Below are 26,619 nucleotides of genomic sequence, written 5' to 3'. Positions count from 1 at the left end.
ACGCGGCTTCCAACCCCCTCAAGAGATCGACATGACCACGACGTACCCCACCTCCACCGCACCCGTCACCGAGACCCGCCGACCCGTCTGGCGCGCCGGACTGGCGGTGTCAGCCGCAGCCGCGGCGATCATCACCGTCCTGGCGGCCGCTGCGTCCGCCGCGGGCGTGAGCTTCGCCGGCGAGACCGGCGAGAGCATCCCGCTGCTGGGCTTCACCCAGCTCACCTTCGTCTTCTCGCTGGTCGGCGTCGGACTGGCGGCCGTACTGGCGCGGCGCGCCCGTCGCCCCCGCTCGACCTTCGTCCGCACGACGGTCGCGCTGACCGTGCTGTCGTGCGTCCCGGACGTGATGGTCGGCTTCGACGCCCTGAGCGCGGTGACCCTGATGGCGCTCCACGTGGTCGCCGCCGCGATCGTCATCCCAGTCCTCGCCGGGCGGCTGGCGACGACCCGCTGACGAATGCCCCGATCAGGCCGGGCCGAACCAGCACTCCAGGCTGGCCTCGAGCCCGGCCCGGTCGTCCCCGACCCACGCCACGTGCCCGTCCGGCCGCACCAGGATCGATACACCGTTGGTCGAGCCTGTCGAGACCACCTGGCCCACCCCGCCGTTGGTCGAGCTTGTCGAGACCGGGACCACCTCGACCCGAGCCGCCCACGCCCCCACCCCGAGCCCGACCGGATCGACGAGCAACCCCCGCCCACGGTGCATTCGGTCGTAGAGCCAGCCGTCCTCGAGTTCCAGGTCCGGCATCCGCTTCCCGAGCAACGCGTGCCCGTCGCCGCAGTCGTAGCGGACCCCGGTGCCGGTGGTCATCTCGGTGAGGCGGAGGTTGACCTCGTCGATGTCCATGAGGTCCGCCAGCAGGCGGCGTACGGCCAAGACGTCGCCGTTGGGCCAGACGAGCTCGCTCTGGGCGCGGGTGGCGGCGAGGACGTCGTCGGCGGCGGGGCGGCGTTCGGCCTCGTAGGTGTCGAGCAGTCCGGCGGGCGCGCTGCCGTGGAGGGTGGCGGCGAGCTTCCAGCCGAGGTTGACGGCGTCGGCGATGCCGAGGTTGAGGCCCTGTCCGCCGATGGGGGCGTGGACGTGGGCGGCGTCGCCGGCGAGCAGCACGCGGCCGTCGCGGTAGCGCTCGGCGAGCCGGGTGCCGTCGCCGAACCGGGACACCGAGCGGGGGGAGTGGACCCCGAGGTCGCCGCCGACGGTCGCGCGGAGGCGTGCGACGAACTCCTCGAACGTCGGCGCGACGCTGCGGTCCTCGACGGGGGCGTCGGTGGTCATCACGAACCGGTGGACGCCGGCCTCGTGGGGCGAGGGCCCGAACATGAGCCCGAGGGGTCGTCCCGCGGCCATCGCGTCGGCGATGTCCTCCTCGGTGGCCTCGAGCTCGGCCTCGACGAGCAGCCATTCCTGCCGTGGCGGATCGCCGGTGAAGTCGATGCCGAGGAGCCGGCGGACGGTGCTGCGTCCGCCGTCGCACCCGACGACGTACGCCGCCCGCTCGCACCTGCCGTCGGCGAGTTCGACGGTGACGCCGTCGTCGTCCTGGTTGAGCGCGACGACCTCGGCCCCGCGGCGGAGCTCGGCGCCGAGCTCGACGGCGCGTTCGGCGAGGAGCCGGTCGGTGGTGGGCTGCGGGATCCCGAGGATGTGCGCGTGCCGCGACTCCAGCGGCTGGGGGAGCGGCTTGCTGATGCCGGCGAACGTGCCCCCGAGCGGGTAGGTCTGCCCGTGCTCGAGGAACCGGTCGAGCAGTCCCCGCATCGCCATGATCTCGATACTGCGCATGTGCAGCCCGAGCGAGCGCACCATCCGCATCGGCTCGGTGTCGCGCTCCAGGAGGAGTACGTCGATGTCGTGCAGCCGCAGCTCGCTGGCGAGCATCGTGCCGGTCGGTCCGCCTCCGGCGATGATCACGTCGTGCATGGGTCCCCCTCGCTCCCGCGGACGCCCGATGCGCCCGGTCCAGCGGCTGATTCTGAGGCACCACCGGGGCCTTGCGGCAAGCCCCACCTGCCGCTATACCTTGTAACTGAGAGGGGCGAGTTCCGCGTCAGAGATCGACCGAGATGGCGACGCGGCAGTGGTCGCTCGGCCCCCACTCCTCGACGCCGTTCAGGGCCTACATGCTGACGGCGTCGGCAGGTTCCCGTCGGTGAAACCACGTCGAGTCGGCGCGAGGCGAGCGCGGGGACGGGCCGGCCTGTAAGCCGGAGAGTAGCCCCGCCTGGGTGGTGGGTGGTGGTCATTGGTGTCACATGCCACCTGACCTGCGAAAACGTGATTCTGGCTAATGGCTGTTGATGGTGAGAAGGGGAAATCTTGCGGACAGTTTGCGGACAGTAGAGCGTCGGGAGTTGGCTGGTCCGCGTTGCACGGACTTGGCTCTTCCAACCGCCGAGGGCTATCGCTCCGGATAGCCCTCCGGTCCCGGTGAATGCACCGGACAGGGCATACGGGACGCCTCAGCCATCACTCCCGCCTGTTGATGCGGTGGGCGCCGTTGGTGGTTCGCTTGCGGGACGGTGCCGCTCAAACAACACCCGACTCTCGCGGAGTGACGTGGCCGCTCGGGCGCTTTCGAACCTCGCGGCTGGCGAGCGCCAATGGTTGTGGCCTAGCGGTGGGCCACGCCCAGGAGGTAGTCGCCACCAACGATCGTGGTCCACCGCTCCGCGACATCCAGCCCTGCGCTGTTCAGTCCGGCGAGGAACTCGCCAGCGGAGAACCGGTCGTGCTCGGGGTGGTCGAACAGCCGGCGGTAGCTGGGTCGGGCGAGGGCGGTGGCGGTGACCTCGACGAAGTAGAGCCTCCCGCCTGGTTTGAGCACGCGCCACACCTCGTGCAGTGCGGCGCGCCAGTCGTCGATGTGGTGGATGATCGCGAAGTCGAACACGGCGTCATAGACGGGCTCGGTGCTGCCCGCGACCGTGACGAGGTCGGTGACGCTGCCCTGCTCGACGCGGGACCGGTCCCCATAGCGGTGCAACCGTCGTCGCGCTCGCTCCACCATCGCCGGATCTAGGTCGATGGCGTCGAGGCTGGCCGCGCCGAACTGGTCCAGGATCAGCTTGCTGCCATACCCGGAACCGCAGCCGATCTCCAGCGCGTGGGCCCCTGCGGCGCGACCGCCCAGTCGACGCAGGATCGGCGTCTCGACGTACCGCTGAAGTGCTCGGCGTGGCGGGCTGTTGACCGCCATGGTCTCAAGCCGGTTCATCAACATGTGTACCTCCGCCTATTGATCGTCGATGACCGGTTATCATCGGGATATGACGATTGATACCACATCTCCGGCAGCAGGGGTTGCCCTGTTCCGCTCCCTGGGGGACCCCACCCGCCTGGGGATCATCCAACGACTGGCACACGGGGAGGCGCGGGTAACTGACCTGGTCAGCGACCTGGGCCTGGCGCAATCCACCATCTCGGCACACCTGGCGTGCCTACGCGACTGTCACCTCGTGACCAGCCGCGCCGCCGGACGACAGGTTTTCTACGCCCTGGCTTACCCCGAGTTGCTCGACTTCCTGCGCGCCGCGGAGGCCCTGCTGGCGCTCACCGGAGAGCAGGTCACCCTGTGTCCCAACTACGGCAGCCAGACCGTCCAATCGCGGAGGGCGACCGTATGAGCGGCACCGTGACCCCGGCAGACACCGAAAGACTGACCCGCCGCGGCATGCGGTTGGCGCAGTTCACCGTCGCGTACAACGTCATCGAAGGCGCGGTCGCCATTACCGCGGGCCTACTGGCCGGGCTCGTGTCGGTCGTCGGGTTCGGCATCGACTCCGCGATCGAGTCCATCGCCGGCGTGCTGGTGGCGCTACGTCTGTCGGCCCGCCTTCGCCACGGCGTGGCCGATGAGGCCAAGGAGCGCCGCGCGCTGCGGATGGTCGCGTTGACGTTCTTTCTCCTGGCCGCCTATGTCACCTTCGAGGGCATCCGCAGTCTGGTCGAGGGCGAGGCCCCCGAGAGTTCACCGGTGGCCATCGTGCTGCTGGCTGCGTCGGTGATCGTGATGCCGGTGCTGGCCGCCGCCAAGAAGCGGGTCGCGTTGGCGTTGGGCGGGGACCAACTGATCCTGGCCGACGCCGCCGAGACTCGCATCTGTGTGCTGTTGAGCATCTCTACCCTGCTCGCCGTCGGGCTGTTCCAGATCACCGGTGCCGCCTGGCTGGATCCCGTTGCCGGGTTCGTCATCGCGCTCTTCGCCATCCACGAAGGCCGCGAGGCTTGGGAAGGCGAACTGGTGGAGGGCCAAGATGACGCGAACTGACAACAGGTTTGAGCCCGGGATGGCCGTCACAGCGCCACCAACCGCACCCCTAACTGCCGTATGTTCCATAGACGGATCCGCGTGCGGGACGCCGGTTAAGCGCGCAGCGCTCGAAGTCAGGTCGCGCGGCGTCCTCGAAGGTGGTCAGCGCCGTTTGCGATTGCGCCGGGCGGCGGCCTCCAGCCGCTGCTTGATTGCCGGGGTGTCGTTCTCGTACAGCAACCCCATTCCCATGGTCTCGACGGTGATGCGGTAACCGGGCCCGTCCGCTTCGAGGGGCGGGTTGAGGAGCTGGTCGATCTTGTCTACGGGCAGCGGCGCGAGCGGGCTCGAGCCGTCCATGCGCAGGTAACGGTGCCGAGCAACCGTCCAGAGGTTCTCGATCTGCTGAATGACCACGAATGTGAGGGCGAGCCTCCGGTCCGGCGAGACCCAGTGGGTGGTCTGGCGCCAGCGCTTTCGTCCGACCTGGGAGTCGGTCGTAGCCTCAAGGAGAGTGATAGATGGTCCGCTCGCGGAGAGGACGGGCTCGTCCCGGTCGCCGAGCTGCATCGCTGTGTTCCCGGGAACGGCACTGAGGCCATGCTTGGCAGAGTTGTATAACGGAGCCTCGCCGTCGAGCTTCGCGCAGCACTCGTCCAGAAGGACCGTGACGCCCTCCATCGAGGTGGTCCATGCCTCCGTCGGGACATTGTCCGGTGGAGAGTTCCGGTCGCGGCGACCGTAGAAGATCCGCGCGAGCCTGTCCTGGGTGGCATCGTCGCGAAGGCGGCTGCGGAGTTCCTTGACCCTGCCGGAGTACGCCCCGGGCTGCTTGAGTCGTGCGACCTCTAGCCACGGGCATGCCGCGCCGTTCTCGAGCGCCAACACCAGCCGCAGCAACGTCTCGGCTGCGTGGTGGAACAGCACGATGGCCTCGAGGGCGGCGAAGTGCACGCGATCCTGCTCGGCTTCGTCCTCCGACGCGCTGCCGGCGCGCATGTCCCCTCTACTTCGGAGTTCGCCGACCTGCACCCCAGCATCCAGGGCCGCTTGCACGTGCTCGCCCCCGTCACCCATCAGCAGCGCACCCTGGAGACGGTGCTTTAAGAACACGTGGGGGGCATGCCGGGCGTTGAAGAACTGCCGGTTCAGATCGTCAAATTGGTCGCCCACCAGACCGATGTCTTCGACTCGCTCGCCTTTCATGGCTCGAATGTAGGCGACGGCGCCGACACCCGCCCGCCGTCATCCTGGGGGCCGGGTGTAGGCGTGCCCGCCACGGTCAGATGCCACGGCAGGACTCCACCGCTCATGGCGAGACCTGGACGGTAGTCCCGCTCGCCGATCCGCTTTCGGCGCGATGGTCCCGTATCCGACACCTCAACCCGACGCCGGCGCCAAGGCTGTGGGTCGCCGCGCACTACCGGTGGCTCCGGGTTGCTGGGCCCGGATCGTGTAACTCGTCGACATATTGAACATTCAACCGATAACCTGAGGTCGGCCGCTCCGGTTGAAGGTTCCCGAGTGGCTCCGCCTTGGTGCTCGGACTAGGCCGCAGCGATCCCACCGCTCTGGGGGGACGGCGGGAGCGCTGCGGCCACGTGGGGGTCCCGCTGTGGTCACGCGCGTTACGACGTCACTGGCTCCGCGCTTGACCGTGCCGCTCCGGGCCACCGGTATCTGGTGGTGGCCAACTCGACCGCCTGGCCGAGAGTCGCTCCCAGATCCCTCGACTCCAGCCATCGCCCATGAACTTCCGCTGTCAACGTTTGGGCCAGGTCGAGGTGTTCGAGTCCGACCTGACCCAACTCCGCGTCGTCGAGGGCACGCAGGTCGCCGAGGCCATGAGCCGACTACAAGGCACGTTGCGCATGGTCGGCCGGAGGCAAGAGCGACTTCTGGGGGCCTGAGTCCTACTCGCGGCTGGTCAGGAACTCCTTGGTCTTGGCAATGGCGAAGCCCCAGCCCTGCTCGAGGGTGGGCCTGCTCGGCACGGCGACCTCGTCGGCATTGATGAGCACGTCGAGCAGCACCGGCCCCGGATGGGCCACGGCGTCGGCGATCGCACCATCGACGTCCTTGGGGTCGGTGACCCGCACGCCGTGCCATCCCATCGCACGCGCCACGCCTGCCAAGTCGGGGTGATCCAGCTGGGTTCCGAACTCCGGCATGCCGACCTGTTCCATCTCGAGCTTGACCATGCCCAATCGCTCGTTGTTGAACACCACCACCGTGATCGGCAGCTCGTAGGTGACCGCGGTGAGCAGGTCGCCCAATAGCATCGTGATGCCACCATCGCCCGACAGTGCGATCACTTGGCGTTCTCGTTCCAGGGCCTGCACGCCCAGGGCCTGCGGCATCGCGTTGGCCATCGACCCCAGGTTGTAGGAGCCGAGTAGGCGCCGATCGCCGGTCATCCGGATGAACCGCGACAACCACACCGTCGGCATGCCGGTGTCGGTGGTGAAGACAGCATCGGGCGCGGCGTGACGCTCGAGCGCAGCAGCGACCACCTCGGGCCGAATGCGATCGTCGGGGTTGTCCACAGTGCTGCGGACTCGACCGGCCAGTGTCTCGTCGTGGGCCGGATCGGCCAGTCTGGCCTGCGCCTTGCCCCACTCCTGATAGATGCGCCGCGCGGCAGCGAGATGGCGACCACTCTGTTGCGCCGCCAACAGTGGGAGCAACTCATCGAGTGTGGCGGCGGTGTCGCCGACGAGCGGGTGGGCCACCGGCGTACGCCGGCCGATGTGGCCGACCCTGCTGTCCAACTGGATGACGGTGACGTCGTCGGGCAGGAACTCTCGGTAAGGGAAGTCGGTGCCGAGGAGGAAGAGCACGTCACAGGAGGCGAACGCCTCGGCCGTCGCAGGGTTGCCGATCAGGCCGGACTGCCCGATCTCGTAAGGGTTGTCGTCGTCGAAGCCGTCCTTGGCCTTCAACGACAGCACCATGGGCGCCTGAAGACGTTCAGCGAGAGCTAGAACCTGCTCACGAGCTTCACGGGCTCCCTGACCGACCAGGAGCGTGACCCGTTCGGCGTCCTGCAGCACTGCCGCCGCTTCGGAGACGGCGTCGGGTGCGGCCGCGGAGGGACGGGCCGGCCGGGCGAAGCGCGGCGGCTCGGTGTGGCGCGGCAGGTCGAGTCCGCCGACATCGCCGGGCACGGAGAGCACCGCGACACCGGGACGCTCATAGGCCGCATTGACCGCCTCCTCGAGCAGGTGAGGCATTTGTGCCACCTCGGTGACCGTGCGCGTCCACGAGGCGACGTCGGCGAACAGCGCGTCGTTGTCGACCTCCTGGAAGAAGTCCGAGCCGATCTCCTCCCGGGGCACCTGGCCGACGATGGCCAGGACTGGCGCATGTGACTTCCGGGCGTCGTAGAGGCCGTTGAGCAGGTGGATCGCGCCGGGGCCGACGGTGCCCATGCACACGCCGACGCGGCCGGTCAGCTGGGCCTGTGCTCCGGCCGCGAAGGCGGCGACCTCCTCGTGCCGGACGCCGACCCAGTCGACGCCGTCGTTGCGCCGGATCGCGTCGGAGAAGGGATTGAGTGCGTCACCGACGATGCCCCACACAGTGCGTACGCCGTGTTCGTCGAGCGCTTCGACGATCATCTCCGCGACAGTGCTCATGCGGTGTCCTTTCGTTGGTCAGCCGTCAGGGCGTGAAGCGGTCGGCCGTCGCGGCCTCCCACTCCTCCCGCCACGCCGGCGGCGGGTTGTCGAGCAGTTGGCCGGGCTCGAGCCGATCAAAGAGCTCGGCGTAGCTGGCGACCTTCCCGTGGTCGATCTGGCGACGCAGCATGCGCGGCGCCAGTTGGTCGAAGGAGTCCAGTCCCATCGAGGCGAGCACCTGGGTGGCCTGCACGACGATCCCGTCCTGGTAGCGGGTCACCCGTTCGGCCTTGGACGGCACGTGGAGCGCCCGCACGCGCTTGGGATCTTGGGTGGCGACACCTACCGGACACGTGTTGGTGTGACAGGTCTGGGCCTGAATGCACCCCACGGCCATCATCATCGCCCGCGCGGAGAGGGTGTAGTCGGCGCCCTGGATGAGCCGTTTGACGATGTCCATGCCGTCGGTCACCTTGCCGGCGGCGCCGATCTTGATGGTCTCGCGCAGACCGACTCCGGTGAGCACCTCGTGCACGGTCATCAACCCCTCGGTCAGCGGCATGCCCACGTGGTCCTGATAGGCCAGCGGTGCCGCACCGGTGCCACCCTCGGCGCCGTCCACGACGATGAAGTCCGGCCGGATGTCCTCGGCGACCATCGCCTTGGCGATGGCCAGCACGTCGACCCGCGAGCCGACGCAGAGCTTGAATCCCACCGGTCGCCCCTCGGAGAGCTCACGCAGCCGGGCGACGAAGTGCAGCAACTCCCGCGGGGTGCCGAAGGCCGAGTGGTAGGGCGGCGACACGCACGTCTCCCCGACGGGGATCCCACGGGTGGCGGCGATCTCGCGGTTCACCTTCGCCCCCGGGAGTACGCCGCCGAGCCCCGGCTTCGCGCCCTGGCTCAGCTTGATGCTGGTCATCTTGACCTGCTCGTCGCGGACGACGTCGACGTACTGCTGCTCGTCGAAATGGCCGTCAGGTGTGCGGCACCCGAAGTAGCCCGACCCGATCTCCCACACCAGGTCACCGCCGTGCCGGTGGTACGGCGAGATCCCGCCCTCGCCAGTCTCGTGCGCGAAGCCACCGGCCGCGGCGCCGCGGTTCATCGCCTCCACGGCATGCGAGCTCAGCGACCCGAAGCTCATCGAGGAGATGTTGGCCAGGGCAATGTCGTAAGGGAGGGCGCAGTCGCGGCCACCGATGCGGACCGAGGGGGTCACCTCCATCCGGGGCTTGGGATGGGCGGAGTGCACGAGGTACTCGTAGCCGATCCGGTAGACGTCGCGCTCGGTGCCGAAGGGATGCTGCCCCTTAGTGCCCTTGGCCCGTTGATAGATCGCCGTGCGGGTGTCGCGGTCGAAGGGGCGACCGTCGTAGTTGCGCTCGATGAAGTACTGCTGCAACTCGGGCCGGATCCCCTCCAGCAGATAGCGCACGTGCCCCAGGATCGGGTAGTTGCGCAGGATCGAGTGCCGGGTCTGGACCACGTCATAAATGCCGAGCACGAGCAGGGCACCTGTCACGGCCACCAGCAACCACCAGGCCAGCCCGCCCACCGCGCCGGCAAAGACGGTAACCACCGCGAGGAAAGCCAGGACCCCGAAAAGGTAGAAACGCAACACCCTTCGGAGTCTAGGAGCCTCGCTCAGTCGCCAGAATCAGGCTTGGACTCTCGCGTGCGCTTCGCCGGGTCCACGTGCCACACCCGGTCGGTGCCGAGCTCCTTCGGTTTCACCGCGTCGCGGCTCTCGAACACCGCGGCCGCCCCGATTTCGTGGCACATGTTGCCTGCGAGAAACGTGATCTTGGTGATGGCTGTCGGATGGTGAGTAGCGGCAGTGCTGCCGACAAGGGTTGCGGCGAGAACGATCCCGTAGAGGCATCACGATCAGCTTGTTTCCTCGTCGTGGACGAAACGACGGGGCAGGGGGAGTGGGTGCCCGAGATTGGGGAAGTCGGGCACCCACCGAGGTGGCAACCTCGCCGGACATACTACCCTAGATAGTACGTAACGTGACGGACTGTGCGTGTCTGCACCTGGTCCCGTGTCGTGCCCTTGGCCTTCGGTGGCCTCGGAGGGTCTTGCTGAATACCGTAGGGGGGTATAGTGTTGTCGTGAGTCGAGTGGTCGACGGTCGTCTGCACCGCGTCGGCTCGGTGAGTTGCACAGAAAGGAATCACACGCCCATGAGCACGGACTCCGATGACGCCACCGAGCGTGGCTACATCCAGAGCAAGGACGCCTACCTGCGGCGGCTTCGGCGCATCGAAGGTCAGGCTCGTGGTCTGCAGCGGATGGTCGAAGAGGAGAAGTACTGCATCGACATCCTCACCCAGGTCTCAGCCATGACGAAGGCGCTGCAATCGGTGTCGCTGGGGCTTCTGGAGGAGCACCTGAGCCATTGCGTGGTCAACGCGGCGGCGAGCGGCGGCAGCGATGTCGACGAGAAGGTGCGCGAAGCCTCGGAGGCGATCGCGCGCTTGGTGCGGTCCACCTGACCAACCCCGGGTCTTCGGCCCTCCTCTCGAGGCCGAGGAGTGACCCACAGCCGGCGATGGCAAACGTTCGGCACAGGCAACGAAAGGAAGCAATCCGATGAGCACAGCCACCTACACCGTGGTCGGCATGACCTGCGGGCACTGCGTCAGTTCAGTCACCGAAGAGGTCAGCGAGGTGGCGGGCGTCACCGACGTCGCCGTCGACCTCGACACGGGCACGATGACCGTGACCGGCGATGCTCCGATCGACGACGGCAGCGTCCGCGGAGCGGTCGCGGAAGCTGGCTACGAGATCGCGGACTGACGCCCAACAGTCGCTGTGCGGTGACCCAAGGTCGCTCCAGGTCACCGCACAGCCTTCCCTGGCGACAACCACAGGTCAGGAGACCGCCTCCCGTGAATCCAGTTGGCAAGCTCGTCGGCTTCATCGTGATGCTCGCCGTCGTTCTCACCGTCGCCATCGGCGTCGGCAACGCTGTCGGCCCGATCGGACCCACGTCCGACCATGAGTCGACACACATCACCGACCCGAACCCCGGCAGCAGCCACTGACCAGACGGGACCCCGCACACAACCCATCTTCGAGGAGACCCGGCAATGAACACCGCGAATGATGCCGCCACAAGCGACACGAGCGAGAGTCAGATCGAACTCGCCATTGGTGGGATGACCTGCGCTTCCTGCGCGAACCGGGTCGAGCGCAAACTCAACAAGCTCGACGGCGTGACCGCCACGGTCAACTACGCGACCGAGAAGGCCAAGATCTCCTTCGGCGACAGCGTCGACCGCAAGTCCCTGGTCTCAACGGTCGAGCAGGCGGGCTACACGGCACTGCTGCCCCCGTCGACGCCCGGCGACACCGGTCATGCCGCAAGGGCAAGCGATGCGACCGAGGACAATCCAGTCCGCGCGCTGCGGCAACGACTCGTAGTGTCGACGGTGCTCTCGGTGCCAGTGATCGCGATGGCGATGATCCCTTCACTGCAGTTCACCTTTTGGCAGTGGCTCTCCCTCACCTTGGCAGCCCCGGTCGTCGTGTGGGGTGCCTGGCCGTTCCACCGCGCTGCTTGGACCAACCTCAAGCACGCCACCTCGACCATGGACACCTTGATCTCCATGGGCACCGTGGCTGCGCTGGGTTGGTCGGTCTATGCGCTGTTCTTCGGGACGGCCGGAACCCCGGGCATGACACACCCCTTCGAGCTGACCGTGTCCCGCACCGATGGGTCAGCGAACATCTACCTCGAAGCGGCCGCCGGCGTCACGACCTTCATCCTCGCCGGCCGCTACTTCGAGGCACGGTCCAAGCGACGGGCAGGCGCCGCACTCCGGGCGCTGCTGGAACTGGGCGCCAAGGAAGTCTCCGTGCTCCGCAATGGCCGGGAGGAGCGCATCGGCGTCGACCAACTGCAGGTGGGTGACATGTTCGTCGTCCGACCGGGTGAGAAGGTCGCCACCGACGGCACCATCCTCGAGGGCTCCTCGGCAGTGGACGCGTCGATGCTCACCGGTGAGTCGATGCCGGTCGAGGTCGCTCCCGGCGACACGGTGGTCGGTGCCACCGTGAATGCAGGGGGACGCATCGTGGTCGAGGCCACGCGCATCGGCTCCGACACCCAGTTGGCCCAGATGGCCAAGCTCGTCGAGGACGCCCAGAACGGCAAGGCCGAGGCTCAGCGGTTGGCCGACCGGATCTCGGGAGTCTTCGTTCCGATCGTGATCGCCCTGGCCGTGGCCACGCTCGGGTTCTGGATCGGCAACGGGGCGGGGCTCAATGCGGCGTTCACCGCGGCGGTCTCGGTACTGATCATCGCCTGCCCGTGCGCCCTCGGCCTGGCCACGCCGACTGCGCTCATGGTGGGCACCGGCCGCGGCGCCCAGCTCGGCATCCTGATCAAGGGCCCGGAGGTGTTGGAGAACACCCGCCGCATCGACACCGTCGTACTGGACAAGACCGGCACAGTGACGACCGGCCAGATGGCCCTGCTCGACGCCATCGCGGCCCAGGGACAGGACCGCGGCGAGCTGCTGCGGCTGGCCGGAGCACTGGAGGAGGCTTCCGAGCATCCCATTGCCCAGGCCATCGCCAAAGGCGCCACCGCCGAGGTCGGCACCCTGCCTCGGGTCGAGAACTTCGCCAACATCGAGGGCCTCGGTGTGCAGGGCACTGTGGAGGGTCATGCGGTCCTGGTCGGACGCTCCCGGCTGCTCGATGAACGGTCCCAACACCTCTCCCCGGAGCTGGAACAAGCCATGCAAGCCGCCGCCGAGCAAGGCCAGACGGCGGTCGCGGTCGGCTGGGGCGGCGAGGCTCGCGGCGTGCTCGTCGTCGCTGACTCCGTCAAGCCAACCTCTGCCGAGGCGATCGCACAGTTGCGTGATCTCGGGCTCACCCCGGTGCTGCTCACCGGAGACAACGCCACCGTCGCGACTGCGGTGGCCGAGGAGGTCGGCATCGATGTCGGTCCGGAGACGGTGATCGCCGAGGTCATGCCCTCCGACAAGGTCGACGTGGTCGCGCGGCTGCAGGGCCAGGGCAAGCAGGTCGCCATGGTCGGCGATGGCGTCAACGACGCCGCGGCGCTGGCCCAGGCCGACCTCGGTCTGGCGATGGGTACGGGCACCGACGTCGCCATCGAGGCCAGCGACCTGACGCTGGTCCGCGGGGACCTGGGCGCCGCCGTCGACGCGATCCGCCTGTCCCGGCGCACGCTGTCGACCATCAAGGGCAACCTGTTCTGGGCCTTCGCCTACAACGTGGCCGCCCTACCCCTGGCCGCGGCGGGCCTGCTCAACCCGATGCTGGCCGGCGCCGCGATGGCGTTCTCGTCGGTCTTCGTCGTCTCCAACAGTCTCCGGCTCCGGCGCTTCCGAGCACTGGCCGACGACCAGCACCTCGTGACGCCGGAGAGCCCCGTCGCCGCAGCCGGGCGGTGATCGACGGTGGTCCTGGTCGCTCTGGTGGCGATGAGCGCGCTCGGCGTGCTCACGTTGTGGGTACTTCACCGTGCCGTGGCCCCGGCGCCCACGGCTCTCACGGTGCTGCCGCAGGCCTCGGGTCGGGTGCCCGCACAGCACGCGCTGTCGCGCTACCACGCGCGTTGGTATGCCGCGAGCGTGGTGTTCCTGGCCTTCGATGTCGAGATGCTGTTCATGTACCCGTGGGCCGTGGTGGTGACCGACCTCGGTGTCGGCGCGGTGGTGGAGATGTTCGCCTTCCTCGCCGTCCTCCTGGCCGCGGTGGCATGGGCGCGTCGTGAGGGTGCGTTCCGATGGGCCTGATGCTCCGGTTCGCCCAGCGGGCGGCCGCACGTCCTCGCTGCTACGTGGTCGAGGCTCCGGACGGTGTCGTGGCACGGCGAGCGGTCGAGGCCGCGCTGGATCGTCGTGGTTGGCGGACCGTGCTGGCGCCGGCGCACGCCGACGCCTTGGTGGTGACCGGCGACCTGCCGGATCAACTGCGGTCCGCCGCCGACCTGCTGTGGTCCCAACTCCCCGGACCCCGGTGCCGTATCGACGTCACCGGTGCCGACGACGTCGACGAGGCGTTGGACGCACTGCCCGGGCGGTTGGCGGACGTCGCGAGCCATGTCCACGATGCCCGGGAGCGCTCCGACGAGGCTGCTCCGTGGACCGCTGGGGACGGCGATGCCGGCGAGCACCATGAGCACGAGGACCACGACGAGCACGAGGACCACGACGAGCACGAGGACCACGAAGGCCACGACGAGCACGAAGGCCACGGTGGTCATGGCGGCCATGATCACGGTGGAATGTCGATGAGCCCGTCCGGTATCCCACTGGCCGACGGGGCCGAAGATCGTGACGGGTTGGAGATGGACGAGCTGGTCCATCCCTGGGGGCCGTTGCTCGACCACTGGCCGGGCGGGCTGGAGCTGCGGTTGCGCCTCCACGGTGATGTGGTCGCAGGCGCGGAGGCTCACTGGTCGGGGCAGGCGCGTGATCGAGCGTGGACCGCGGCCGACGGGTGGGACGCGATCGCCACGACGCTGGCCCTGGTCGGGGACGATCGGTGGGCCCGCCGAGCACGCGGGGTCCGCGATGGTGACGAATCCGGCGCAGCCCAGGTGGCGGGCCATCTGCGGCGGCTGGCTCGTCTCGGCGTGCTCCCCGGGGCGGCGAGCGAGATCCTGACGGCCGTCGCGGACGGGATCGCGGTTCCCTCGTTCGTGGGTGTGGTCGATCCGGTGGACCTGGTAGTGGGCCTGGACCTTGCTGACGCCCGGTTGGTCATTGCCGCCCACGGTCCGGTCTTGGCACGTGATCTCGGCGCGGTAGTGGAACACCCGCATCGTGAGGGGCACGAGCCCGACGATGCCTCCGACCACCAGGGGAGCGGGCATGGTTGAGCTGGTGGGTGCTCTCGCGGCAGCTGCCGGCGTCACTGTGGGGTGCGTGGCGCTGGCCTGGGTGTCGAGCGTGGCGGTGGCGTACGGCGGCGGCCGGGGCTGGCGTCTGGCGTTGACCGACCCGGTGGTGGAGACGGCGCGTCTGGTGCGACAGCGGCGCCGCCGCACTGTCGAGGCCGATGTGTTGTTGTGGCGGATCGGCGGCTGGGGACTGCTTCCGGTTGCGGTCCTGCTCCTCGCGCTGGTCCCGTGGGGCGGCTTCACCGCCCTGCCGTCGGGGCATGGCGTGGTGTGGGCCAATGCGCTGGATGTGGCGGTGTGGGCCCTGGTGTGGCTGCTCGGCTGGGGGGCCAACTCGGTCATGGGCCTCGTCGGGGGGTATCGCTTCCTCGCGCTCGCGCTCGGATACGAGTTGCCGCTGATGTTCGCCTTGGTGGCACCCGCGTTGGCGGCCGGCAGCCTGGATCTCGGCGACATCGCTGCCGCTCAGGACGGTGTGTGGTTCGGCCTGTGGATGCCGGTGGCGCTCCTCGCCTACCTCATCGGTGTGGTGGGTTTCGCTGTTCACGGGCCGTTGGCTGCGCCCGCGGGTGCGGAGACCGCGGGGGGCGTGATGGCAGAGCTGTCGGGGCCGGACCTCCTGGTCGTGCGACTGGGCCGCCATGCTCTGCTGGGCGCGGGTGCCGCGGTGGCGGTGCCGCTGTTCCTGGGTGGTGGAGCAGGTCCCGTACTGCCGGCGGCGGCCTGGGTCGCCCTCAAGGCCGTCGGGTTGACCGCCGGTCTGGCGTGGTGCGCGGGTCGACTTCCCACCCTGCGGGTGCCGCGGCTGTTGGAGCCGCTGTGGGTCGTGCTGTTGCCGTTGGTCGTGGTGCAGGACCTGGTGGTCGCGATCGTGATGGAGGTGGCTTGATGAGTCCTCCGGTGCTGGTCGACATCGCTTTCTGGGCGGTCGGTGTCGTGGCCGTCGTGGCCGGTGTCCTGGTGTTCGTCGTCGACTCGATGGCTCGCGCGACGTACGCGCTGGCGACGTCCTTCGTCGCCGTCGGTGCTGCTCTGCTGCTGATGGAGCAGACCTACCTGGGCGTGATCGTCATCTTGATGATGATCATGGAGATGGCCGTGATGGCGGTCTACATGGTCATGTTCATGGGGATGAATCCGGCGCTGATGCCGATGACGATGGTGCACTCACACCGTGCCGCGATCGGCACGGCGGTCACCGCGTTCCTCGTCCTGGGAGGAGGGGCCGTGCTGGTGCCGTGGCCGACAGGCGGAGCGGCCGCCGGAGCCGGTGTCTCGGGAGTCACCGAGGCGCTCGGCACGGCGATCATGGAGAGCCAGATGTTGGTGATGATGGCGATCGGCCCGGTCATGGTCGCCACGATCGTGGTCGGGGTGCTGCTCTCGTCGTCCCGCACTCGTTATGACCGGATGGGCGATGATCTGGACGAAGCGCCGGCGGATCCTCCCGCTCCATCTCGCTCCGCTCGCGACGGGGGTGGCGCATGACCCTGGAGACCGTGCTGCTCGTGGCCGCCGCCCTGGTGTCCGTCGGCCTCTACGGTGCCCTGTCCCAGCAGGTCGTCGTCATGGTGATGATGGGCCTGGAGCTGATGATCGGCGGCGTTCTCTTGGCCCTGGGCGGCTTCTGGTGGTTCCTCGCACCCGACCCGTCGGGTCAGGTCCTCCTGCTGGTGGTGCTGGCCGCCATGACCGTCGAAATGGCGATCGGGTTCGCCATGGCGACGCTGCTGCACCGTCGCGCGGAAGTGGACATGACCGACATGACGGCGGAGCTGCACGAATGAGCGCGCCGATGATCATGCTCGCCGTCCTGCTGCCCGCTGTGGCGGGGAGTGCCCTCGCCGGTCTCGGGCACGTGATCCCGGCCCGAGTTGCGACGGTCGCGGGGTGGCTGGCGACCCTCGTCCTCGCGCTCAGCACTGCCTTCGGTATCGCGGCGACGGCGACCGGTGCCGCGGTGCAGGCGTCCTTCGTCCTGGGCAGCGACCTCGGTCTGGCCGCCGACGGCATCGGAGGTCTACTGCTCCCCGCCATCCTCGGCGTCGCGGCGCTCGTGCAGCTGGCCGCCACCGGCGCCGGTGAGACACGAGAGCCACGGTTCGCCGGTCTGATGCTGCTCTTCGCCGCGGCAGCCGCGCTCACGGTGCTGGCCACGACGCTGCCCACCCTGCTCCTGGGGTGGGAGGTCATGGGCGCGACGTCCTACGCGCTCATCGGCTACCGGTACGACGAGCCGCGACCCGTCGCTTCGGGTGCCACCGCGCTGCTCACCACCCGTGCCACCGACCTCGGGCTGTACCTCGCCGTCGCGGCCGCGGTGGCCGGTGGCGGGGCCAACGGGTTGTCGTTGGACGGACTGGCCGGTCTGGAGTCGGAGTGGCGCCACCTGGCCGCGGCCGGCATCCTGGTCGCCGCTTGTGGCAAGGCAGCCCAACTGCCGTTCTCGTGGTGGTTGTCGCGGGCGATGGACGGTCCCAGTCCCGTCTCGGCGCTGCTGCACTCCGCGGCCATGGTCGCACTCGGTGCCTATCTCCTGCTGCGCGTCGCGCCGCTGCTGACGGCCACCGGGTGGGCCGACGACGCCGCGGCCTGGGTCGGTGGCCTGACCGCGGTCGTCCTGGGTGCGGTGGCCCTCACGCAGACCGACCTGAAGCAGCTCCTCGCTGCGTCCACGGCGGCGCAGCTGGGGTTCGTGGTCCTGGCCGCCGGGGTCGGAGCGACCAGCGCGGGCACGGCACACCTCGTGGGCCATGCCGCGGTCAAGGCGCTGCTGTTCCTGGTGGCCGGCGCGTGGCTGGAGGCCCTCGGCAGCAAGCGCTTGGACCACCTCACTGGCGTCGCCAGGCGTTGGCCGGTCGTGGGCGCCCTCGCCGCGGTCGCGCTGCTCTCCCTGGCGGGCATCCCGCCGCTGACCCTGTGGGCCACGAAGGATGTCGTGCTCGCGGCCGCACTGGAGTCCTCGACGGCCCTCTACGTGGTCGGGGTCGTGGCCACCGTGCTGGCGACCGCCTACGCCGCGGTCGCGCTCGTGACGGTGCTGCGCACCGCATCGGAGGGTGCGCCGCACGGGGAGCTCGAGCAGCCTCCCACGGGGCGGGTGCCCGTGGTGGTGCCGGTGGCGCTGGCGCCACTGGCGCTGGGAGCGGTGACGCTCGGGGTCTTGGCACTTCCGGCGGTGGTCACCTCGCTGCCCGGGGCCGAGTCGCCCGAGCCGCACCTGTGGGAGCTGGCCCTGTCGGGCGCCGCCGCAGTGGTGACGGCCGTGCTGATCTCGACGCGGATGCTGCGCCGGTCGCGCACACCGTCCCGGCGAGCCGCCTCGCCGCTGTATCGATGGCTGCACGGCTGGCTGGGCCTCGAACCGGCGGCACGTGCGATCCTCGTCCGCCCGACCGTGGCCGTCGCCGCGGCAGCCGGCCGGTTCGACGACCGTGTGGTCGCCGTGATCGTGGATCGACTGGCGGGGCTGGTGTTGCAGGCGGGCCGCGCCACCGCAGCGGGTGACACGTTGATCACGCGCATCGTGGACGGTGTCGCCGCAGTGTCGCGCCGTGCCGGTGGCGGCGTACGCCGCAGCGGCAGAAGCGGCCAACTGCACCACTACTACCTGCAACTGGTCGGCGGCGTACTCCTGGTGGCCGTCGTCGTGTCCATCGCCCTCGTCACGAGTCCGAGGTGAACTGAGAAGTGCTGTCCGTCCTGGTGTTCCTCCCGCTCGTCGTGGCGGGGCTCCTCCTCGTCCTCCCGGCGTCGGCCGCCTGGGCCCGGTGGGTCTTCGTGGTGACCACCCTCGTCGAGGTCGTTCTCGCCGCTGTCCTGTGGGCCGACTACCGGAGTCCGGGGCCGGAGAGCCTGGCCTTCGATCAGCAGGTCGACTGGATCCCCGACATCGGTGTCAGCTACCACGTGGGACTGGACGGACTGTCGCTGCCCTTGGTGGTGATGACCACGGTCGTCTTCGCTGCCTGCGCGGTCTTCGCACTGCGCGACCAACATCGGCCACGCACCCAGGCGGCGCTGTTCCTGGCACTGGAGACCACCTGCCTGGGGCTGTTCGCCGCCGCCGACCTGGTGCTCTTCTTCGTGTTCTTCGACCTCTCGATCGTGGGCATGTACCTCTCGCTGCACGGCTGGGGACACGGTGAGCGTCGGCGGTCCGCGCTGTTGTTCTTCCTCTACACCTTCCTCGGGTCGCTGGCGCTCCTCCTCGGCTTCGTCGGCCTCTACGTCGCCTCGGATCCGCACACCTTCGACATGGTTGCGCTTGCCGCCGACCCACCGCTGCAGGGGTCGGGCACCGCCGGCGCGCTCGTGCTGGCGGCGGTGCTCCTGGGCCTGGCCGTGAAGACGCCGACCGTGCCGTTCCACACCTGGCTGCCGCCGGCCCACACCGATGCCCCGGCCATCGGATCGGCCGTGCTGGCCGCGGTGCTGCTCAAGATGGGCACCTACGGTTTCGTGCGGATCGGGATGCCGATGTTGCCCGAGGCCTGGCGTGCGTGGGCCGTCCCGCTGATCGTGATCGGCCTGCTGTCGATCTTCTGGGGTGCTCTGGTCGCCCTCGTCCAGTCGAACTTCAAGCGGATGGTCGCCTACACCTCGGTCAACCACATGGGCTACGTCGTCCTCGCCGTGGGTGCCGCGGGTGTCGTCGGCGGCTCGTCGGCCGAGGATCGTTCCACCGCGGTCTCGGGTGCGGTCACCCAGATGGTCAGCCACGGCCTGCTGACCGGCGCACTGTTCCTCCTGGCGGGCGTGATGTGGACCCGACGCGAGAGCTACCACCTGGCGGGCTACGGCGGCCTCGCCCGCCATGCCCCCGGGTTCGCGGTGCTGCTCGTCGTCGCCGCCCTCGGTTCCTTCGGCCTGCCCGGCCTGTCGGGCTTCGTCGCCGAGCTCCAGATCTTCGCCGGGAGCATTCCCGTCGTGCCTGCGGTCGCCACGGGCCTGCTGGGCATCCTGTTGATGACCGCGGTCCTGCTCCGTGCGGTGCAGCAGGTGCTGACCGGACCGGTCGGTGCACTCTCGGAGGCATTCGCGGACGTCCGTCCGCACGAGTGGCTACCGGTCGCGGTCCTGCTGGCGCTCTCGATCGGCCTGGGGCTCGCGCCGCAGCCGTTCCTCGACGTCGTCGGTCCTGCCGCTGACACCGTGGCCGAGCTGGTGGCGCGATGAACGGTGGCTCCGGCATGGACATGACCGCCGACATCGTGGCCGTGCTGCCCGAGGGCATCCTCGTCATCGGTGCCGTTGCGTGCCTGATGCTCGGCTCGTGGACTCCCCGCTCACGCCAAGCACGGGTTCGCGCGACGGCCGCCGCGACCACGGTGGTGATGCTGGCCTTCGCCGTGGCCGGTCTGGTGCGCGAGCCGACGACCGCGTTCTCCGGCACCGTCGCCATCGACGAGCTCACCGGCGTCCTGCGACTGGTGGTCGGTGGATCGTTGCTGGTGTTGCTCCTCCTCGCCGGTGGCGAGGTCCGCGGCCACCCACGGGAGAGTGAGCTGGCGGTGCTCCTGCTGCTCGGTGGCGCCGGCGTACTGCTGCTCGGGGCGGCGACGGACACCGCGGTGCTCGTCGTGGCCTTCCTGCTCGCCTCGATCCCGCTCTACGGCATGGTCGGGCTCTCCACCGATCCGCGGGCGCCCGAGGCCGCCATGAAGACCTACCTCATCGGCGCGCTGTGCGGCATCCTGATGTTGTTGGGCGCGTCGGTGCTGTACGGCTTGGCCGGGACCACGGCGTACGCCGGCCTCGACGCGCTCGCGTCGGCCCCGGCCGCGGGCGCGGCGGCGGGAGTGGCCCTGCTGGCCGTCGGCCTGATGTTCAAGGCCGGCGCCGTACCGGCCCACTTCTGGGTACCCGACGCCACACAGGGGACCTGGATCACCACGGCGAGCTTCCTGACCACCGTGCCCAAGCTCGGTGCCGTCCTCGCGGTGGTCCGACTACTCCAGGCACTACCGCCCGACCGCGTCTGGGTCCTGCTAGTGGCGGCCGTCGCGGCCGTCACGATGACCGTGGGCAACCTCGCCGCGCTCACCCAGCACGACGTACGCCGGCTGCTGGCGTGGTCGACCATCAGCCAGGTCGGCTACCTGCTCGCCATCGCCGCCGCGGTACCCGGCTCCGACCTCGCCCTTCCCACACTCGTGCTCTTCCTCGCCGGCTACGCCGCCACCAACCTCGGGGCTTTCGCCGTGCTCGCCACCGACCCTGGCCGCACCGAGATCGATGACTGGCGAGGCGTGGGCCGGCGGCGGCCGGGAGTCGTGGCGGCCCTGGCCGTCCTCCTCCTCGGACTGGTCGGCACGCCACCGACCGCCGTGTTCGTGGCCAAGGCCTTGACCCTGACCGCGACCTGGGAGGCCGGACTGGCATGGCTCGCAGTCCTGGTGGCCGCCAACACCGTGCTCAGCCTCGCCTACTACCTGCGGTGGCTGACCGCCTGCCTGCGCCGACCGGATGTCCCTCGAACCGGAGAGGACCGCGCCAGCACTCAAGCAACCCGGGTGGCCGTTGTCTGCGCTGCTGTTGCCATCGGCTTGGGGATCGGCGCGGCGCCCGTGCTGGGCCTCGTGGGCTGAGACGACCGCCAGATGTGCTGGCTGGGAGGCTGGAGACCATGACCACGAGCAGGAACCTGTCCACCTCGATCCCACTCGGACCAGAGCGACTCGTGATCGATCGTCGCTACGAGACGCTGTCCATCGCCAACGACTTCCTGATCGGGCTGTGGTTCCTGGTCGGCAGCGTCCTGTTCTACTTCAAGGCCGTGGAGACCTCGGCCATCACGTGCTTCGTGGTGGGCAGTGCGCAGTTCCTGGTGCGACCGGGCATCCGCCTTGGCCGCCGCGTGCACCTCCGCCGTCGCGGTCTGGACGACCCACGCGATCCGAGCGGGGACTACTAGCAACTCCGTGTGGACGTCGACTCGTCCGGGTGCCGCCCGACGCCGTGGCGGCGAGGTGCCTGACTACCAGGAGGGGGCGCTCTCCAGGGACGCCCCACCGTCGGTGCTCTTCTGGAGTCCCTGGCCGTCGAGGACCCACACGGTGCCGTCCGGTCCGGCCGTGAACGCCTGGAGCTGGTCGTCGGCCCGAGCGCCGGTGGCCCGCCAATCGCCGTCGGCGACGGTCTGGAGCTCGCCCGTGGGTGCGATGCCGACCAGCGATCCGTCCGGTGCGAAGTCCACCAGGACGAGGGTGGGGGCGTTCGTCACTGCCGTGAACGTGGCGCCGCCGTCGGTGCTCTCGACGAGCTCGCCGTTGCCCGTGGTGCCGACCAGTCGCGGGGAGGTCGGGTCGGCGGCGAGGTCGATAAAGCCCTCCTCGGTCGGCACGTCTTCCCAGTCCTCGCCATCGGTGCTGGTCCGGAGGACGCTGTTGGCGGCATCGAAGCCGACGACGCCGTCCTCGTCGGCGGTCAGTGCGTGGAAGTCCGCCTCCCCGGAGAGGCTGACTGCCTCCCAGCTGTCCCCCTCGTCGGTGGAGCTGATCAGGCCGAGGGCGAGTGGTGCGTCTTCGTCGCTGCCCGGGTGCCCGCTGGCGAAGAGTCGACCATCTGGTCCGGTGGCGAAGCCCATGAAGTCGCTGGTTGCCTGCCCGACCCGACGTACCCCGTCGGACTCGGTGTAGCGCCCGAGTCCTTCGTGTGTGGCGACGAAGAGCGCCGAGGGGTCGTTCGGATCCACGGCCAGGGCATGGACGTGGCTCACCTCCATGGTCTCACCGTCGACGGCCGGATCGTCGCCGCAGGCCGTGAGCAGGCCCAGGCCGAGTGTGGTGGTGACGATCGTGGCGCGGACGGCGCTGCTGGACAGGGGGGTCACGAATGGTCCTTTCGCGGTGGAGGTCGGAGCGTGCCGAGGAGGGTCAGTGCTGCATGAGCAGGGGAGCGATGCTCTGTTGGCGGGCCCAGAGGGCGGCCACCAGAGCGAGCAAGCCGACGATGGCGAGCCATCGCGGAGCGCCCGCCAGGTGGAGTCGAGGCGTCCACCAGGTGCGGGTGAGGCCACCGACGGCGGCACGGGCCAGCAACAGTGCTGCGCCCACCACCACGACGATGCCCAGCGGGTTGTAGGTCCAAGCGCCGGGGAGGTCGCCCATCGCGGTGAGTCGCGCGGCGCGGGTGCCACCACATGTCGGACTCATCAGGCCCCACTGGTGCTGCGGTCCGTGCAGGTCGACGCCGGGCAGTCCGAGGATCGCGAGGCCCGCGGCGGTCAGGGTGAGGAGCCCGGCCGCGAGCGTGGCGACGCGCCACGGATCGCGCCGGTCGCGGCTCCAGGAGAGGCCCGCCCGGTGGGTCATTGCCGACACCTCCTCGTCCCGCGGCAACGCTGAATACTATCGACCATAGTGGATGTGCGGTCAGAGGCCGGCGTACGCATGGAGCCCGGACCCGAACAGGTTGATGCCGATGAAGCTGAACAGCACCGTGCCGACCCCCAGGAGGGACAGCGCCGCGGCGCCGCGCCCCTTCCAGCCTGCCGTGACGCGGGCGTGCAGGTAGGCCGCGTAGACGACCCAGGTGATGAACGCCCAGACCTCCTTGGGGTCCCAGGCCCAGTAGCGCCCCCAGGAGTACTTGGCCCACACCGGGCCCGCGATGAGGGCGGCGAAGGTCCACACCGGGAACGCGAAGGCGTGGATCCGGTAGGCGAGTTCGTCGAGGTCATCTCGGTGGGGCAGCCGCGACAGGTAGCCGCTCGATCCGTCGCGTCCGCGTCGAGCTGCGCGGTGCTGGCACAGATAGAGCGCGGAGACGATGCCACCGAAGACGAAGGCGCCGGCGGCGATGAGGGCGGCAGCGACGTGGATGACCAGCCAGTACGACTGCAACGCCGGCACGAGTGGACCGGCGGGTACCCAGAGCAGCAGGACGGCCAGCATGAGCATGACCAGGGTGGTGGCGAGGACCGGGAGGCCGAGAGGGCGCACGCGATCCACACGGACCAGCAGGAGGTAGCTGGCCACCAGACAGAGCGTGCCGACGAGGGTGAACTCGTACATGTTGCCCCAGGGGGCACGGGAGGCGGCCACGCCCCGGAGGACGACACCCAGGGTGTGTGTGGCGAAGCCGGCGAGTGTGAGCGTGAGCGCGCTGCGGCCGAGGAGGTCGGTGCCGCGGGTGGGTGCGGGTGTGGTGGGCGCCTCGAGCGTGGTGGCACCGTCCCCGGCGGCCGTGTGTCCGGACGCCGTGCTCGCCTCGGCCGGTGGCGCGGTCGCCAAGCGGCGCGCCCGTGACCATTCCGCGAGGAAGGCCAGGAAGGCCAGGCCGTACAGCACCGCGGTGGCCATCACGGCGCGGTCGCTGAGGAGCGAGTAGGACTCGATGGTCATGAGGGGCCTCCGGTTTCGGTGGGGCGGTTCAGCTGTCGGGTGAGCCGGTCGATCTCTCGCGCCACTCCGCCCGAACGTCCGCGATCGAGGCCCGCCACCTCGACGACAGTCGCGCCGGAGCCGCCGTGAGTCTTGACCCAGATCCGTTGGGGGCGTACGTAGAGGGAGGCCACTAGTCCCGTGGTTGCCAGCAGTACGCCGAGCAATGCGACGGGGTCGCCCGGCGACTGGCTGACCTGGAAGCGTGCGAACCGATCGAGGCCGTCGAAGGTGATCGATCCCGCTCCCTCGGGCAGCTCCACCGTCTCGCCAAGTGGGAGGTCGACACGGAAGTCCCGACCATCGGGCTTGGTGAATGTGGCGAGCCCCGACTTGTCCAGGGCGTAGACCGACTGTGACTCCCCGGAGTCCAGGCCGAGGTCGCCGCGATAGGCGAGCATCGACAGGGCCGGGTTGGCCGGCTGGGGGAAGGTGGAGAACGGCCCCGTCTCCATCGTGAATCCGTAGGTCGGGAAGAACTGTCCCTCGAACGCCAGGGACACCGGGGATGCGTCGGGAGCCTTGATCACCCCGAAGGAGCGGAAGTTGCCGTTCTCGGGCAGGAAGATCGTCGGTCCGCTGTAGGCGACGTCGCCCGCGCCGTCGGTGACCGTGACGCGGGGTGCGTACCCGTGACCGACCAGGTAGACGTCGGTGTCGCCGATCCGAAGCGGATGGTTGACCTCGACGGTCGCCTCGTCGACCACCTCCTGCTGCCCGAAGCCGGTCCGATAGGTCACCTCGGCCGCGAAGTGCACCGGTTGGCCGGCCTGGGGACCGTTGGTGAGGAAGTCGGCGTCGAAGTCGTCCACATCCAGCGCGAACGGATCCAACCGGTCGGGCGCGAAGAGCGAACCCGGCACGAACTCGTCGTACTGGCTCGAGGAGTTGGTGAAGGTGCTGCCCTCCACGACCGCGACGGCACCCGTGTAGCCGAAGAGCTTGCCGTAGGCGAAGGCGACGAGCACGACGATGATGGCGGTGTGGAAGACCAGGTTGCCGGCCTCTCTCAGGTAGCCACGCTCGGCGGCAATCGACCCGTCGAGGCGCCGGACCCGGAAGCGCCGCCGACGCAGCGTCGCCATGGCCTCGTCCAGCGCCTCCTGAGGTGTCGCCCTCACCCACTCCTCGCGCCACTCGGGGAGACGAGCGAGGTTGCGTGGCGTCCGGGGCGGCTGCGCCCGAATGCCGCGCCAGTAGACCCGGAGACGCGGAATGATGCAGCCGACGAGTGACACCATCAGCAACAGGTAGATGGCGCTGAACCAGAAGGAGTCGTAGACCGAGAACATCTGCAGGGACTCGTAGTACGGAGTCAGGTCGGGATGTTGCGACTTCCACGCGGTCACCGCGTAGGCGTCGACGTCCTCCTGGGGGATCACCGAGCCGGGCACCGATGCGAGGGCCAGCAGGAGCAGCAGGATCAAGGCGGTTCGCATCGAGGTCAACTGGCGCCACGCCCACCGCAACAGCGCAGCAGGACCCAGGGCGGGTGGCTTCGGTCGTGCCCCATCGGTCTCGGCGGCCGCGCCCCCGGTCGTGCGCTGGTGCGATGCTCTGTCCACAAATATCTACTATGCAACATAGTAGATAAGCTGGAGGGGGCGCCCCGCTATATGGGTGGCTGCCACCCGACGATCACGCCCTGCAGGTGGCTCATCAGCACGGTCCAGAGGCCGCTGGCTTGGACGATTCCCAGGACGATGAGCATGCCGCCGCCGATGCGCGTGACGAGGCGGGCGTGGTGTCGCGCCCACTGCGTGGAGGCCATGAACCGCTCCAGTGAGGCCGCGGCGAGGACGAACGGTATGCCGAGCCCGACGCTGTAGGCCAGGGAAAGGACGGCGCCGCGGCCTGCGTCCGCGGAGCTCGTGGCCAGGGTGAGGACGGCGGCCAAGGTGGGGCCGATGCACGGCGTCCACCCGATGCCGAACACCATCCCCACTAGGGGTGCTCCAGCCAGTCCGGCGCGCGGGCGGAACCGGGGACGGAAGGAACGCATGGCTCCGGGGACGCGCCACAGGGCACCGGTGAAGAGCAGGCCCAGGGCAATCGTGACGACTCCCATGACCCGGATGATCGTCTCCTGGTGAGTCGCGAGCGCCGCGCCGAGCGATCCGAAGAGGGCGCCGTAGCCAACGAAGACGGCCGAGAATCCGGAGACGAACAGGGCTGCGCCCCACGTGGCGCGCCGACGCGCCCGTGTCCGGGTCTTCACTGAGGTGGAGGCGGTGGACGGGGCGGGGCCTCGCTCTCCGGCGAGCAGGTCCTCGCCGGCCAGTCCTGCGGCGTAGGAGAGGTAGCCCGGCACGAGGGGCAGGCAGCAGGGGGAGAAGAACGACACGACGCCGGCCGCAACCGCCAGGACGGCAGCCACTGCGACGGGGCCGTCGAGGACGATGTCCTGCAGTCCCTGGATCGCGGATGTCAACTGCCGACTCCTCGTCCTGCGGTGGCGATGTCGC

The 26,619-nt window shown here is 69.3% G+C and carries 26 protein-coding genes; 16 read left to right on the top strand and 10 right to left on the bottom strand.

Features of this window, described 5'->3' with window-relative positions; translation table 11 throughout:
• Window positions 1–31: 31 nt before the first annotated feature.
• Complete coding sequence (locus KUV85_RS07120) at window positions 32–457, top strand: DUF6069 family protein (protein ID WP_219962518.1); 426 nt, start codon at window positions 32–34, stop codon at window positions 455–457.
• Between the two features lie 12 nt (window positions 458–469).
• On the opposite strand, the gene KUV85_RS07115 is transcribed toward KUV85_RS07120, so the two are convergent.
• The gene (locus KUV85_RS07115; RefSeq protein WP_219962517.1) at window positions 470–1,927 is read right to left on the bottom strand and encodes an FAD-dependent monooxygenase; all 1,458 of its coding nucleotides are present in this window, start codon (window positions 1,925–1,927) and stop codon (window positions 470–472) included.
• 691 nt (window positions 1,928–2,618) lie between these two features.
• Window positions 2,619–3,221, bottom strand: coding sequence for a class I SAM-dependent methyltransferase (locus tag KUV85_RS07110; protein ID WP_219962516.1), 603 nt, complete (start codon window positions 3,219–3,221; stop codon window positions 2,619–2,621).
• A gap of 52 nt (window positions 3,222–3,273) precedes the next feature.
• On the opposite strand from KUV85_RS07110, the gene KUV85_RS07105 reads away from it, so the two are divergent.
• Together KUV85_RS07105 and KUV85_RS07100 are read left to right on the top strand one after the other, a co-directional pair.
• Entirely contained in the window at window positions 3,274–3,630 is a 357-nt protein-coding gene (locus KUV85_RS07105) for an ArsR/SmtB family transcription factor (protein WP_219962515.1), read from the top strand.
• Entirely contained in the window at window positions 3,627–4,274 is a 648-nt protein-coding gene (locus KUV85_RS07100) for a cation transporter (protein WP_219962514.1), read from the top strand. Before KUV85_RS07105 ends, KUV85_RS07100 begins: the two co-directional genes overlap by 4 nt.
• 144 nt (window positions 4,275–4,418) lie before the next feature.
• Here KUV85_RS07100 and KUV85_RS07095 read toward each other — a convergent pair whose 3' ends face one another.
• The 3 genes from KUV85_RS07095 to KUV85_RS07085 form a co-directional block, all read right to left on the bottom strand.
• The gene (locus KUV85_RS07095; protein ID WP_219962513.1) at window positions 4,419–5,462 is read right to left on the bottom strand and encodes a hypothetical protein; all 1,044 of its coding nucleotides are present in this window, start codon (window positions 5,460–5,462) and stop codon (window positions 4,419–4,421) included.
• Window positions 5,463–6,169: 707 nt separating this feature from the next.
• Entirely contained in the window at window positions 6,170–7,894 is a 1,725-nt protein-coding gene (locus tag KUV85_RS07090; protein ID WP_219962512.1) for a thiamine pyrophosphate-dependent enzyme, read from the bottom strand.
• A 25-nt stretch (window positions 7,895–7,919) separates the two neighbouring features.
• On the bottom strand, window positions 7,920–9,500 hold the full coding sequence (locus KUV85_RS07085; protein WP_219962511.1) for an FMN-binding glutamate synthase family protein: 1,581 nt from the start codon (window positions 9,498–9,500) through the stop codon (window positions 7,920–7,922).
• Window positions 9,501–10,065: 565 nt separating this feature from the next.
• On the opposite strand from KUV85_RS07085, the gene KUV85_RS07080 reads away from it, so the two are divergent.
• The 13 genes from KUV85_RS07080 (at window position 10,066) to KUV85_RS07020 (ending at window position 21,684) form a co-directional block, all read left to right on the top strand.
• Window positions 10,066–10,377 (top strand): metal-sensitive transcriptional regulator, encoded by a 312-nt coding sequence (locus tag KUV85_RS07080; protein WP_219962510.1) that lies wholly within the window; start codon window positions 10,066–10,068, stop codon window positions 10,375–10,377.
• A 97-nt stretch (window positions 10,378–10,474) separates the two neighbouring features.
• On the top strand, window positions 10,475–10,681 hold the full coding sequence (locus KUV85_RS07075) for a heavy-metal-associated domain-containing protein (RefSeq protein WP_219962509.1): 207 nt from the start codon (window positions 10,475–10,477) through the stop codon (window positions 10,679–10,681).
• A 92-nt stretch (window positions 10,682–10,773) separates the two neighbouring features.
• Window positions 10,774–10,929, top strand: a complete 156-nt coding sequence (locus tag KUV85_RS07070; protein ID WP_219962508.1) for a hypothetical protein — start codon at window positions 10,774–10,776, stop codon at window positions 10,927–10,929.
• A gap of 45 nt (window positions 10,930–10,974) precedes the next feature.
• Window positions 10,975–13,314: a heavy metal translocating P-type ATPase gene (locus tag KUV85_RS07065; RefSeq protein WP_425299388.1), complete on the top strand. Its 2,340-nt coding sequence runs from the start codon at window positions 10,975–10,977 to the stop codon at window positions 13,312–13,314.
• A 6-nt stretch (window positions 13,315–13,320) separates the two neighbouring features.
• Entirely contained in the window at window positions 13,321–13,659 is a 339-nt protein-coding gene (locus KUV85_RS07060; RefSeq protein WP_219962506.1) for an NADH-quinone oxidoreductase subunit A, read from the top strand.
• 119 nt (window positions 13,660–13,778) lie between these two features.
• Window positions 13,779–14,747, top strand: a complete 969-nt coding sequence (locus KUV85_RS07055) for a hypothetical protein (RefSeq protein ID WP_219962505.1) — start codon at window positions 13,779–13,781, stop codon at window positions 14,745–14,747.
• Complete coding sequence (locus KUV85_RS07050) at window positions 14,740–15,657, top strand: NADH-quinone oxidoreductase subunit H (protein WP_219962504.1); 918 nt, start codon at window positions 14,740–14,742, stop codon at window positions 15,655–15,657. Before KUV85_RS07055 ends, KUV85_RS07050 begins: the two co-directional genes overlap by 8 nt.
• On the top strand, window positions 15,657–16,256 hold the full coding sequence (locus KUV85_RS07045; RefSeq protein WP_219962503.1) for an NADH-quinone oxidoreductase subunit J: 600 nt from the start codon (window positions 15,657–15,659) through the stop codon (window positions 16,254–16,256). The genes KUV85_RS07050 and KUV85_RS07045 overlap by 1 nt, the downstream gene beginning before the upstream one ends.
• Complete coding sequence (locus KUV85_RS07040; RefSeq protein WP_219962502.1) at window positions 16,253–16,555, top strand: NADH-quinone oxidoreductase subunit NuoK; 303 nt, start codon at window positions 16,253–16,255, stop codon at window positions 16,553–16,555. The genes KUV85_RS07045 and KUV85_RS07040 overlap by 4 nt, the downstream gene beginning before the upstream one ends.
• On the top strand, window positions 16,552–18,450 hold the full coding sequence (locus KUV85_RS07035) for a proton-conducting transporter membrane subunit (RefSeq protein WP_219962501.1): 1,899 nt from the start codon (window positions 16,552–16,554) through the stop codon (window positions 18,448–18,450). The genes KUV85_RS07040 and KUV85_RS07035 overlap by 4 nt, the downstream gene beginning before the upstream one ends.
• An 8-nt stretch (window positions 18,451–18,458) precedes the next feature.
• The gene (locus KUV85_RS07030; protein ID WP_219962500.1) at window positions 18,459–19,946 is read left to right on the top strand and encodes a complex I subunit 4 family protein; all 1,488 of its coding nucleotides are present in this window, start codon (window positions 18,459–18,461) and stop codon (window positions 19,944–19,946) included.
• A gap of 14 nt (window positions 19,947–19,960) precedes the next feature.
• Window positions 19,961–21,358, top strand: coding sequence for an NADH-quinone oxidoreductase subunit N (locus tag KUV85_RS07025; protein ID WP_219962499.1), 1,398 nt, complete (start codon window positions 19,961–19,963; stop codon window positions 21,356–21,358).
• Window positions 21,359–21,396: 38 nt separating this feature from the next.
• Complete coding sequence (locus tag KUV85_RS07020; RefSeq protein ID WP_219962498.1) at window positions 21,397–21,684, top strand: YrhK family protein; 288 nt, start codon at window positions 21,397–21,399, stop codon at window positions 21,682–21,684.
• Window positions 21,685–21,747: 63 nt separating this feature from the next.
• Here the strand turns inward: KUV85_RS07020 and KUV85_RS07015 are convergent, their stop codons facing one another.
• The 5 genes from KUV85_RS07015 to KUV85_RS06995 form a co-directional block, all read right to left on the bottom strand.
• Window positions 21,748–22,602: a F510_1955 family glycosylhydrolase gene (locus KUV85_RS07015; protein ID WP_219962497.1), complete on the bottom strand. Its 855-nt coding sequence runs from the start codon at window positions 22,600–22,602 to the stop codon at window positions 21,748–21,750.
• A 43-nt stretch (window positions 22,603–22,645) separates the two neighbouring features.
• Window positions 22,646–23,083, bottom strand: coding sequence for a DUF2752 domain-containing protein (locus KUV85_RS07010; protein ID WP_219962496.1), 438 nt, complete (start codon window positions 23,081–23,083; stop codon window positions 22,646–22,648).
• 60 nt (window positions 23,084–23,143) lie between these two features.
• Window positions 23,144–24,115, bottom strand: a complete 972-nt coding sequence (gene ccsB, locus KUV85_RS07005) for a c-type cytochrome biogenesis protein CcsB (protein ID WP_219962495.1) — start codon at window positions 24,113–24,115, stop codon at window positions 23,144–23,146.
• Entirely contained in the window at window positions 24,112–25,593 is a 1,482-nt protein-coding gene (gene resB / locus KUV85_RS07000; protein ID WP_219962494.1) for a cytochrome c biogenesis protein ResB, read from the bottom strand. The genes ccsB and resB overlap by 4 nt, the downstream gene beginning before the upstream one ends.
• Before the next feature lie 173 nt (window positions 25,594–25,766).
• Entirely contained in the window at window positions 25,767–26,585 is an 819-nt protein-coding gene (locus KUV85_RS06995) for a cytochrome c biogenesis CcdA family protein (protein ID WP_219962493.1), read from the bottom strand.
• Window positions 26,586–26,619 lie beyond the last annotated feature (34 nt).

The organism is Nocardioides panacisoli, from assembly GCF_019448235.1.
GTDB lineage: Bacteria > Actinomycetota > Actinomycetes > Propionibacteriales > Nocardioidaceae > Nocardioides > Nocardioides panacisoli_A.
This window is presented reverse-complemented; position numbering and strand designations above follow the sequence as displayed.

Bases quoted from the DNA above. Each gene is read 5' to 3' on its own strand.
- KUV85_RS07120 (WP_219962518.1), top strand. From the start codon at position 32: ATGACCACGACGTACCCCACCTCCACCGCACCCGTCACCGAGACCCGC.
- KUV85_RS07115 (WP_219962517.1), bottom strand. From the start codon at position 1,927: ATGCACGACGTGATCATCGCCGGAGGCGGACCGACCGGCACGATGCTC.
- KUV85_RS07110 (WP_219962516.1), bottom strand. From the start codon at position 3,221: ATGAACCGGCTTGAGACCATGGCGGTCAACAGCCCGCCACGCCGAGCA.
- KUV85_RS07105 (WP_219962515.1), top strand. From the start codon at position 3,274: ATGACGATTGATACCACATCTCCGGCAGCAGGGGTTGCCCTGTTCCGC.
- KUV85_RS07100 (WP_219962514.1), top strand. From the start codon at position 3,627: ATGAGCGGCACCGTGACCCCGGCAGACACCGAAAGACTGACCCGCCGC.
- KUV85_RS07095 (WP_219962513.1), bottom strand. From the start codon at position 5,462: ATGAAAGGCGAGCGAGTCGAAGACATCGGTCTGGTGGGCGACCAATTT.
- KUV85_RS07090 (WP_219962512.1), bottom strand. From the start codon at position 7,894: ATGAGCACTGTCGCGGAGATGATCGTCGAAGCGCTCGACGAACACGGC.
- KUV85_RS07080 (WP_219962510.1), top strand. From the start codon at position 10,066: ATGAGCACGGACTCCGATGACGCCACCGAGCGTGGCTACATCCAGAGC.
- KUV85_RS07075 (WP_219962509.1), top strand. From the start codon at position 10,475: ATGAGCACAGCCACCTACACCGTGGTCGGCATGACCTGCGGGCACTGC.
- KUV85_RS07065 (WP_425299388.1), top strand. From the start codon at position 10,975: ATGAACACCGCGAATGATGCCGCCACAAGCGACACGAGCGAGAGTCAG.
- KUV85_RS07050 (WP_219962504.1), top strand. From the start codon at position 14,740: ATGGTTGAGCTGGTGGGTGCTCTCGCGGCAGCTGCCGGCGTCACTGTG.
- KUV85_RS07045 (WP_219962503.1), top strand. From the start codon at position 15,657: ATGAGTCCTCCGGTGCTGGTCGACATCGCTTTCTGGGCGGTCGGTGTC.
- KUV85_RS07040 (WP_219962502.1), top strand. From the start codon at position 16,253: ATGACCCTGGAGACCGTGCTGCTCGTGGCCGCCGCCCTGGTGTCCGTC.
- KUV85_RS07035 (WP_219962501.1), top strand. From the start codon at position 16,552: ATGAGCGCGCCGATGATCATGCTCGCCGTCCTGCTGCCCGCTGTGGCG.
- KUV85_RS07025 (WP_219962499.1), top strand. From the start codon at position 19,961: ATGGACATGACCGCCGACATCGTGGCCGTGCTGCCCGAGGGCATCCTC.
- KUV85_RS07020 (WP_219962498.1), top strand. From the start codon at position 21,397: ATGACCACGAGCAGGAACCTGTCCACCTCGATCCCACTCGGACCAGAG.
- KUV85_RS07010 (WP_219962496.1), bottom strand. From the start codon at position 23,083: ATGACCCACCGGGCGGGCCTCTCCTGGAGCCGCGACCGGCGCGATCCG.
- ccsB (WP_219962495.1), bottom strand. From the start codon at position 24,115: ATGACCATCGAGTCCTACTCGCTCCTCAGCGACCGCGCCGTGATGGCC.
- resB (WP_219962494.1), bottom strand. From the start codon at position 25,593: ATGCGAACCGCCTTGATCCTGCTGCTCCTGCTGGCCCTCGCATCGGTG.